Source organism: Cryobacterium sp. 10I1, assembly GCF_035019805.1.
GTDB classification, from domain to species: domain Bacteria; phylum Actinomycetota; class Actinomycetes; order Actinomycetales; family Microbacteriaceae; genus Cryobacterium; species Cryobacterium glucosi.
In genome coordinates, this window is record NZ_JASJVF010000126.1 from 1 (window position 1) to 9,478 (window position 9,478).

11 protein-coding genes are annotated in these 9,478 nt (G+C 68.0%); 5 read left to right on the forward strand and 6 right to left on the reverse strand.

Annotation, left to right across the window (positions count from 1 at the left end):
- Positions 1-78: 78 nt before the first annotated feature.
- Together QN345_RS11650 and QN345_RS11655 are read right to left on the reverse strand one after the other, a co-directional pair.
- Positions 79-540, reverse strand: a complete 462-nt coding sequence (locus tag QN345_RS11650) for a DUF6114 domain-containing protein (protein WP_174774589.1) — start codon at positions 538-540, stop codon at positions 79-81.
- Between the two features lie 32 nt (positions 541-572).
- Positions 573-1,169 (reverse strand): DUF6230 family protein, encoded by a 597-nt coding sequence (locus QN345_RS11655; RefSeq protein WP_134450236.1) that lies wholly within the window; start codon positions 1,167-1,169, stop codon positions 573-575.
- A gap of 211 nt (positions 1,170-1,380) precedes the next feature.
- Between QN345_RS11655 and QN345_RS11660 the strand changes: the two genes are divergently transcribed.
- A complete protein-coding gene (locus tag QN345_RS11660; protein WP_322136073.1) occupies positions 1,381-1,992 on the forward strand; it encodes a TetR/AcrR family transcriptional regulator in 612 nt (203 codons plus the stop codon).
- A gap of 19 nt (positions 1,993-2,011) precedes the next feature.
- On the opposite strand, the gene QN345_RS11665 is transcribed toward QN345_RS11660, so the two are convergent.
- Together QN345_RS11665 and QN345_RS11670 are read right to left on the reverse strand one after the other, a co-directional pair.
- A complete protein-coding gene (locus QN345_RS11665; RefSeq protein ID WP_134561327.1) occupies positions 2,012-2,308 on the reverse strand; it encodes a PGPGW domain-containing protein in 297 nt (98 codons plus the stop codon).
- 36 nt (positions 2,309-2,344) lie between these two features.
- Complete coding sequence (locus QN345_RS11670; RefSeq protein ID WP_322140749.1) at positions 2,345-3,274, reverse strand: hypothetical protein; 930 nt, start codon at positions 3,272-3,274, stop codon at positions 2,345-2,347.
- A 128-nt stretch (positions 3,275-3,402) separates the two neighbouring features.
- Between QN345_RS11670 and QN345_RS11675 the strand changes: the two genes are divergently transcribed.
- The gene (locus QN345_RS11675; protein ID WP_322136071.1) at positions 3,403-4,098 is read left to right on the forward strand and encodes a CoA pyrophosphatase; all 696 of its coding nucleotides are present in this window, start codon (positions 3,403-3,405) and stop codon (positions 4,096-4,098) included.
- Positions 4,099-4,199: 101 nt separating this feature from the next.
- On the opposite strand, the gene msrA is transcribed toward QN345_RS11675, so the two are convergent.
- Positions 4,200-4,712, reverse strand: coding sequence for a peptide-methionine (S)-S-oxide reductase MsrA (gene msrA, locus QN345_RS11680; protein ID WP_134558512.1), 513 nt, complete (start codon positions 4,710-4,712; stop codon positions 4,200-4,202).
- Between the two features lie 119 nt (positions 4,713-4,831).
- A complete protein-coding gene (locus QN345_RS11685) occupies positions 4,832-6,694 on the reverse strand; it encodes a DEAD/DEAH box helicase (protein ID WP_134558511.1) in 1,863 nt (620 codons plus the stop codon).
- A 141-nt stretch (positions 6,695-6,835) separates the two neighbouring features.
- Between QN345_RS11685 and QN345_RS11690 the strand changes: the two genes are divergently transcribed.
- The 3 genes from QN345_RS11690 to QN345_RS11700 all read left to right on the forward strand — a co-directional run.
- Complete coding sequence (locus QN345_RS11690; RefSeq protein WP_134450243.1) at positions 6,836-7,225, forward strand: metal-sensitive transcriptional regulator; 390 nt, start codon at positions 6,836-6,838, stop codon at positions 7,223-7,225.
- Positions 7,226-7,273: 48 nt separating this feature from the next.
- Positions 7,274-7,519, forward strand: a complete 246-nt coding sequence (locus QN345_RS11695; protein ID WP_134450244.1) for a heavy-metal-associated domain-containing protein — start codon at positions 7,274-7,276, stop codon at positions 7,517-7,519.
- A partial coding sequence (locus tag QN345_RS11700; protein WP_323508671.1) for a heavy metal translocating P-type ATPase occupies positions 7,516-9,478 on the forward strand: 1,963 nt, incomplete at its 3' end. The genes QN345_RS11695 and QN345_RS11700, both read left to right, overlap by 4 nt.

Consider the following 9,478-nt stretch of genomic DNA (forward strand, 5'->3'; position numbering starts at 1 on the left):
GTGACCCCCGGCAGGTTAAGATAGGACCATGTCAGAAACCGGCGCAGAACCCTCCGTCTTCAGCCGCATCGTCGCGCATCACAGGGCACGCCGCGGACGCGAGCGTTCTTCGAAGAGCTCACCCAACTGGATGTCGGGCTCCTCGACCGGGCTCGCAAACAGCTCGACGGCGGTTCCCGCCCTGGCCGGCTTCGGCATCCAGGCGACGACCAGAATGCCGCCGATCGCGCTCAGGACCATCCCGATGAAGAATCCGCCGAGGTTGACGCCGACCAGCGAATAGATCGAGAACACCAGTGTGATCACCCCGTAAAAGATCCGGTGCGTGGGCATCGCGATCGCGAGGATACCGAGCAGCACCACGATGATCGGGATGATCATCGCCTGCATGCCTTCGATCCCGACCTGCACGTGGATCGTGCCGACGTCGAGCTGGCCGGAGAAGAACATCTCCACTCCGGCCAGCACGACGAGGATGCCACCGACGAACGGTCTCTGACGGCACCAGGCAGTGAATGTGGCCCACGTGCTGGTTTTCATCCGGTCTCCTCCGTGGTGACGGGGTGCTTCGATTAGAAGCACTCAGTTCCGTTGGTCAGCTGCAGGTGCATGCCGTTCAGGGTGAACACCGAGGCCTGGGTGCTCCATGCCGTCTGCTGAAGCCCGGCGACCTTGATCGTGTCGGCGTCCTGGGCGAAGTCGCCCGTGGTGCCCTTGGCCGCCGTCTTCACCGCGGCGGCGTCCACGCCGATGCGGATGTTGCCGAAGGTCGCGTCACCCTTGAGGTCGGTCATGCCGATCTGCAGGTCGGTCGCGGTGGCCGGCTTGCCGCCGCCGCCCGCACCGATGAGCAGGCCGACCTTGCCGAGCGGGGTCACGGCGACCACGGACTGGCACAGGTCGGCCAGACTCGCGGTCGCGATGTTCGCGATCGCGACGGGGTGGTACGTGCCGGTCTTGCCTTCCTGGGCGACGCCTCCGTACTGAGAGAAGCCCGTCCCATCGAGCTGGGAAGCGCTGATCTTGAACTGGCCTCCCGACACGGCGAACGAGACGGGGACGGCGCCGTTGGCCACCCCCGCCATGAGGACGGTGGACAGCAGGGCCACGGGAACCGCAGCGAGCACGATCCGTCCGGCGTGGGTGCCGGTGAGCTTGGTGAACTTCATAGATCCTCCTTGATCTGGGCAAACAGTCCGGCAGGTCGTTATTGACTCGCCAACCAATAAGCGCTGTTGACGAGTGTACTAATAGCCGGATTTGCGAAACATCACGGTTTGGCAACGCTTTTTGCGATCTGCTAACCGGGCACTCGCGTGGGAGTGCCCGGTTCGGGGGTGCCGTGGACGGCCCGCTGCCGAACGCGGATATGCTCTAACCATGGAAACGGAGCGGCGAACGCGGCTGACTCCGGACGAGCGCCGGGCCCAGCTGGTCGCGCTCGGAGTGAAGTCCCTCGCGGACCAGCCGCTGGAATCCCTCACCATCGACTACCTCTCCGCGCGGGCCGGCGTTTCCCGCGGATTGCTGTTCCACTACTTCACCTCGAAGAAGGGCCTGCACCGTGAAGTGGTGCGCACAGCCCGCGACGCCATGCTGGACGCCACAGAGCCTGCCCCGGAACTGCCGCCCCTCGAACGACTCCGCGACACCCTGACGCGGATCGTCGGTTTTGTCCGCGAGTACCGCGGGACATTCTTCTCCCTCGTGCGCGGTGTCGCGAGCGGCGACACCGAGGTGCGCGAGGTGCTGGAAGAAGCACGGGCGGCCCAGGCCGATCGCGTGATCACGGTCTTCCTGGAACTCGGAGTCGCGGACTCGGAGTTGCTTCGTCTCGCCCTGCGCTCCTGGGTCGGATTCGCCGAGGACATCCTCGTCGACCTCGCGCTCGACACCGAGATGCCCTCAGAGGAGATCGTGTCGTTCCTGGAGCGGAGCGTCACGGCGATCGCGGTATCCGTTGACCCGCAGGGCACGATCGCTCGCGAGTGACGTTCGTCGCGGATTCCGGTCAGTCCTGGCGGGCGTCCCTGCGGTCCTGACGCAGCTGTGAGACCTTGGAGGCACCCCGCCTGGCGAGGTCGTTTGCCCGGCGGCTGACCTTCTTCGCGCCGTCGAACTCGGTGCCGAGCAGCGCGAGGCCGCCGAGGCTGATCAACGCGCCGGGCCCGGGGAGAGGGATGAGCACGATACCCAGCACGACGGTTCCCCCGCCGATGACACCGACGGAGGTGCGGTAGACGCGGTCGACGGTGCGGTTGCGGCCGATGAGGTCGCGGGCGGAGTGGGCTACGGTTCTGACCGGCATGCCGCGAGTGTAGCCGACCCGGTTGGGCTGGGGAGGTTAGGCCGTCTGGTCTGCCGGGGGGCCCGGTTGGACGATATTCGGCCAGAGGCGCCCGCGAGAGTACCCGGTTGCACTGCTGTGACCGAACCAGATGATCGTCGCGAGATAGCCCCAGGTGAAGAGCTGGGACCCGAGTCCGGTGCTCCAGGTCGTTCCCGTCCCCGCGTCCCAGCCGTTGAGGATTCCCAGGCCGACGGCTCCAACGGCCAGCCACGCGATCATGGTCTGAAACATGCTCGCGCTGCGCAAGGTCTCGGCGCGGAAGGCGTCGTCCCAGGCCTGCTCGAGGTCGGTACCCGCCGACTGGGCCTGGCGGAGGATCCGCCGTGATGCGAACCTGCCGGCCTCGAGGCTGGAGCCCGCAACGGCAAGAACCGGAAGCGCGGCGCTCTGCAGGAAGACGGCGAGATCGAGAACGCCGACGGACCCCAGCCAGAGGGCTGTGCCCGCGAGAACGGCCGCGACGATCACCAGCAAGGGGGCCGCGCGCAACCGTCCAGGGCTGACGTAATCGGCGAGAACGACCGCGGGCGACCGATCCGGTCGAGTGCCATTCATGGAGGGCAGGAATCGCGACTGTCGAACGGTGAGACCCAGGTCGAGTGTGGACGCTCCTATCAGGGTCGCCGGCAGGGCGACCAGCCAGACGAACGGGGGCGAGGCGAGTTCCGGTCGCAGAAGGAGGATCACGGATGCCGCGAGCAGACCGGTCAGCGCACCGACGAGGACGACGGTTCCTGAGGTGCGAATCCGGCGGCGGACGGTGGCCGCCATCCGTTCAGTGCCGATCGGCAAACCGGTGGTGTGCCAGAACTGCAGAAAGCGCCGGTCCTGCGCCCCTCGGGTCCGCGTGACGAGTAGTGAGCCCAGGATCATCAGCCAGCCCACAGCGACGCAGACCCAGACAAAGACAGTATCGGATGACATGCGGCCCCCAGCACTCGCGATGCACAACAACTTAGCATTGGATATTGCATCGTGTTCAGCGGATTGAGGCGGGGGCATCCGTTGTGTCACCTTGGAGGACCTTCGTCGCGATTCTCTAGGCTGGGGTCATGCTCGACGTAACGGACGATCCCCGGGCGCAGCTCGCGGCTCTGTGCGAGCGCGGCCTGGACTGGCACACCGGGGTGACGCGTTCCCTGCCGGATGCGGCGCAGGCAAGGCACGCTGCGGTGCTCGTCCTCTTCGGGGTGCTCGACTCTTCGCCTGCCCAGTCACCGGTGCAGGGACGCGCGCGAGCGCAGGTCCCACGGGACCTCGACGTGTTGCTGCTGCGTCGTGCTGCAACGCTCGGGAGCCACCCGGGGCAGATCGCCTTCCCGGGCGGACGGCTCGAAGCCTCCGATGCCGGCCCGATCGCGGCCGCTCTGCGGGAGGCCGTCGAGGAGACCGGCCTCGACCCGGAGGGCCTCGAGCCGCTCGGCACCCTTCCGGCACTGCCCGTGCCGGTGAGCAACCACCTCGTGACCCCGGTGCCGGCCTGGTGGACGCGCGAGTCGGAGGTGGCAGCCGTCGATCACCTGGAGACGGTCGACGTCTTCCGGGTGCCCGTCGCAGACCTGCTCGACCCCGCCAACCGGGTGAGCACGGCTCACACCGTCGGGGGAGCCGCGTACCGTTCGCCGGCCTTCACCGTCGGCGGCCGGCTGATCTGGGGGTTCACGGCGATCGTGCTGTCGCGGATGTTCGATGAGCTCAGCTGGGCCGAGCCGTGGGACCTCGGCCGGACCGTTCGGCCGGACCTGTAGCCGCAGAGGTGTGGGCCGCTCCCGACCCCGGCAGTGGACGGGAGGTGCCTGAGACGAGCGCGGCCCCGGCGATCAGATCACCGGGGCCGCGAGTGCAGTTCTTAGACGGATGTCTCCGTGCGGGCGGGCAGGCGCCAGCCCGGCCGGACATAGTGGCAGGTGTACCCGGCGGGGTACTTCTCCAGGTAGTCCTGGTGCTCGTCTTCGGCTTCCCAGAAATCGCCAGCAGGCTCGACCTCGGTGACGACCTTGCCCGGCCACAGGCCGGAGGCGTCGACGTCCGCGATCGTGTCGCGGGCGACCCGTTCCTGCTCGGGCGTCGTGTAGTAGATGGCCGAGCGATAGCTGCGACCGACGTCGTTGCCCTGCCGGTTCTTCGTCGACGGGTCGTGGATCTGGAAGAAGAACTCCAGCAGCTCGCGGTAGCTGATCACCGCGGGATCGAAGACGATCTCGACGGATTCGGCGTGGTCACCGTGATGACGATAGGTCGCGTTCGGGGTGTCGCCTCCCGAGTAGCCGACCCGCGAGGAGATGATGCCGGGGCGCCGGCGCAGCAACTGCTGCGCTCCCCAGAAACACCCTCCGGCCAGGATCGCTTGTTCTGTACTCATGATTCCTCCACATACGTTGGGGTGACCGCCGGCTGCGTTCTCACGTCGCCCGCGGGTCAGTGGATAGAACACCGCTCGTGTCGCAGATGTTCCATCACCGCGCCGACGGCCTCCGAGCGCTAGTCGCGGCGGGGGTGGCGCGGGGCGCGGTCCTCGCGGCGCACCGGGCCGCTGTTGTCCGGCTGGATCTCGATGAGCTTGCCGCTGATCCGGGTTCCCACGAGACGATCGAGGACGTCCTGGGACAGGTTCTCTGGCAGCTCGACGAGCGAGTAGTCCGGGTTGATCTGGATGTGCCCGAAGTCCTCGCGGCTCAGGCCGCCCTCGTTCGCGATCGCGCCGACGATCTGGCGCGGCTCGACCTTCTGGCGCTTGCCGACCTCGATCCGGTAGGAGACGAGCGGGATGGTGCTGTCGCGGGGGCGCGGTTCGGGGCGCTCGCTCTTGCGCGGGCGGTCGTCGCGGTCCCAGCGATCGTCGCGTCCGCCACGGTCGTCGCGTCCGCCACGGCTGTCGCGGTTGTTGCGATCGTTGCGGGGCGCATAGCTGCCGCTGTCGTTGCGCTCGGAGCGTTCGCGTTCGTTGCGTTCGCGTTCGTCGCGACGCTGGTTGCGGGCATCCTGCTCGGAGAGGAGCAGCGGGGTCTCACCCTGGGCGACGACCGCGAGAGCTGCGGCGACGTCGGCCTCCGGCACGTCGTACTGCTCGACGTAGTGGGCGATGATGTCGCGGAACCGGTCGACGCGGGCGGTCTGGCCCAGCGCCTCGGTGATCGCGTCGTCGAAGCGCGCCAGGCGGGTGATGTTGACGTCCTCGACACTCGGCAGCTGCATCTGGGTGAGCGGCTGGCGGGTTGCCTTCTCGATGGCGTTGAGCAGGTGACGCTCACGGGGTGTGACGAAGCTGATCGCGGCACCGCTCCGCCCGGCGCGGCCGGTGCGGCCGATGCGGTGCACGTAGGACTCGGTGTCGATCGGGATGTCGTAGTTGATGACGTGGCTGATGCGCTCGACGTCGAGGCCGCGAGCGGCGACATCCGTTGCGACGAGGATGTCGAGCTTGCCCGACTTCAGCTGCTCGACCGTGCGTTCACGCTGAGCCTGCACGACGTCACCGTTGATGGCGCTCGCCGAGTAGCCGCGCGCGCGAAGCTTCTCGGCGAGGGTCTCTGTCTCGTTCTTGGTGCGGGTGAAGACGATCATGCCCTCGAAGTTCTCCACCTCGAGGATGCGGGTGAGCGCGTCGACCTTCTGCGGGTACGAGACCATCAGGTAACGCTGGGTCGTGTTCGCCGAGGTCGTGGTCTTGGTCTTGACCGTGATCTCTTCGGCGTCGTGCAGGTACTTCTTGGCGATGCGCCGGATGGACGCGGGCATGGTCGCAGAGAACAGCGCGACCTGCTTGTCTTCCGGGGTGTCGGCGAGGATCGTCTCGACGTCTTCGGCGAAGCCCATCTTGAGCATCTCGTCGGCCTCGTCGAGCACGAGGTACTTCAGCTCGGACAGGTCGAGGGTTCCCTTGGCGAGGTGGTCCATGATGCGACCGGGAGTACCGACGACAACGTGGACGCCGCGACGGAGCGCGGAGAGCTGGACGCCATAACCCTGTCCGCCGTAAACGGGGAGGACGTGCACGCCGCGCATGTGCGAGGCGTAGCTTTCGAAGGCCTCGCAGACCTGGAGTGCGAGCTCGCGGGTGGGGGAGAGGACGAGGGCCTGCGGGTTCTTCTGCGCCATGTCGAGGCGGGACAGGATCGGCAGCGCGAACGCTGCCGTCTTTCCGGTCCCGGTCTGGGCGAGGCCGACGACGTCGCGGCCGGCGAGCAAGGGGGGAATGGTCGCGGCCTGGATGGCCGAGGGAGTTTCGTACCCGACGTCCTTGAGGGCTTTGAGCACGGCATCGGTCAGGCCGAGCTCGGAGAAGGTCTTCGCGACGAGGGCAGTTGCTGCCTCGCTCGGCGCTGTTGTATCAGGAGGCGTCATGTTATCAAAGGTAGTCGGTCGAAGCTCACCCCCCTATTAGGGAGACCGGGCCATCGGGACGAATCGGGCCGAATATGTACCATAGGGGGGTATCGGGTGTACCATAGGGGGGTATAAGGATCCGACGAGGAGGACAGCGCGATGACGGATATCAGTTCTACGGAGGTCGGTGCGACCGCGGTCGGTGCGACCGCAGCAGGTGCGACCGCAACGATCGCCGCCGAAGCGAGTGCAGACCCGCACAGCGGTCCGCATGGCTACATGTCCAACAAGGACGCCTACCTGAAACGGCTCCGCCGGATCGAGGGCCAGGCCCGCGGTCTGCAGGGCATGGTCGCAGACGACAAGTACTGCATCGACATCCTCACCCAGGTGTCGGCGATGACGAGCGCCCTGCAGGCGGTCGCTCTCGGCCTGCTCAACGACCACCTCAGCCACTGCGTGGTCGAGGCCGCCGTCAAGGGCGGCGACGAGGCCGACGCCAAGGTCAAAGAGGCCTTCGACGCCATCGCACGGCTCGTGCGGTCCTGAGCCACGGCTCACCCATTCACTACAAGGAACCAGAAAGAAGTGCATTCCATGATCGGACAGACGGAAAACGACCTCGGCATCAGCGAATACCAGGTGACGGGGATGACCTGCGCGCACTGTGTAGCGGCCGTGACGAAGGAGGTCGGCAAGCTCGCCGGCCCCGAGAACGTCGCGATCACCCTCGTTCCGGGCGGCACGTCCGTCCTGACGGTAACCGGCGCCCCAGTCGACCGTGCTGCCGTCGCAGCCGCCGTCGACGAAGCGGGTTACGAACTGGTCGCTGAGTCACGATGACCACCGAACGCGTCGACCTTCTCGTGGGCGGGATGACGTGTGCCTCCTGCGCGACCCGCATCGAGAAGAAGCTGAACCGGATGCCGGGAGTCGAGGCATCCGTCAACTACGCCACCGAAAAGGCGAGCGTCTCCCTGCCAGAGGGCACCACCGTCGACCAGGCCATCGCCGTGATCGAGGACACCGGTTATACCGCAGAGCGCCCGCGCCCGCCGGAGCCGACCGCCGGGACCTCTGGCAGCGCACCCGCTCCCACGGCGCAGGAGCTCGAGGTGGCGAGCCTGCGTCACCGCCTCCTCGTGTCGACGGCGCTCGCGATCCCCGTCGCCGCGATGTCGATGATTCCCGCCCTGCAGTTCACCAACTGGCAGTGGCTCGCCCTGACCCTCGCGGCGCCCGTCGCCGTCTGGGGCGCCTGGCCCTTCCACCGCGCCATGTGGATGAACCTCCGGCACGGCGCGACGACCATGGACACCCTGATCAGCATGGGCATCATCGCCTCACTCGGCTGGTCGCTCTACGCGCTCTTCTTCGGCACCGCCGGCATGCCGGGCATGCGGATGACGTTCAGCCTCACCGCCCAGGCCGGCGGCGGAGCGAACGAGATCTACCTCGAGGTCGCATCCGCGGTCACGGTCTTCCTCCTCGCGGGCCGGTACTTCGAGGCGCGCGCGAAGAAGCAGTCCGGGGCGGCGCTCACCGCCCTCCTCGAACTGGGCGCCAAGGAGACCGCCGTGCTCCGTGACGGCGTCGAGGTCATCGTGCCCACATCATCCCTCGTCGTCGGCGACCAGTTCGTGGTGCGGCCCGGCGAGAAGATCTCCACGGATGGCGTCGTGGTCGAGGGCGTGTCCGCCATCGACGCGAGCATGCTCACCGGCGAAGCCGTGCCGGTCGAAGTCGGTCCGGGCGCCGTCGTCGTCGGGGCGACCCTCAACTCGGGCGGACGGCTCGTGGTCCGGGCCACCCGGATCGGCGCAGACACCGAACTCGCCCAGCTCGGGCGCCTCGTCGAGCAGGCCCAGACCGGAAAGGCCGACGTGCAGCGCCTCGCCGACCGGGTCTCCGGGGTGTTCGTGCCGATCGTCCTCGGTCTCTCCCTCGCGACCCTCGCGGTCTGGCTTCTGGTCGGTGCAACCCCCGTCGTCGCCTTCACCGCCGCCGTCGCGACACTCATCATCGCCTGCCCCTGCGCGCTCGGGCTGGCCACACCGACGGCACTGCTGGTCGGCACCGGCCGCGGCGCACAGCTCGGCATCCTGATCAAGGGCCCGCAGGTGCTCGAATCCACCCGGCGCGTCGACACCATCGTGCTCGACAAGACCGGCACCGTGACCACCGGGCGGATGTCCCTGGTTCAGGCCGTCCCCGCCTCAGGGCTCGAGGCCGCCGAACTGCTCCGGTTCGCCGGGGCCGCAGAGGCCGGGTCCGAGCATCCGATCGCGAAGTCCATCGTGACCGGGGCGAGGGAACGGGTCGGTACCCTCCCGGCGGCCGAATCGTTCGCCTCCGCGGACGGCCTCGGAGTACAGGCCGTCGTCGACGGTCGCCTCGTCGCCGTCGGCCGGCCGCGTTGGCTCACCGAGCAGTGGGGCATCGTCTTCACGCCCGACCTCGAGGCGGCGCTCGCCGCTGGCGAGGACAGAGGCGAGACCCCGGTCGCCGTGGCCTGGGACGGAGTGGCCCGCGGCATCCTCACCGTCGCCGACGCCGTCAAGGACACGAGCGCCGCCGCAATCGCCGAATTCCGCCGCCTCGGCCTCACCCCGGTGCTCCTGACAGGGGACAACGACACCGTTGCCCGGAACGTAGGCACCCTCGTCGGCATCGACGACGTGCGCGCCGGCGTGCTCCCCGCCGAAAAGGCCGAGGCCATCCGCGCCCTGCAAGCCGAGGGACGGGTCGTTGCCATGGTCGGCGACGGCGTGAACGACGCCGGCGCGCGCGCCCCCCCCGCCC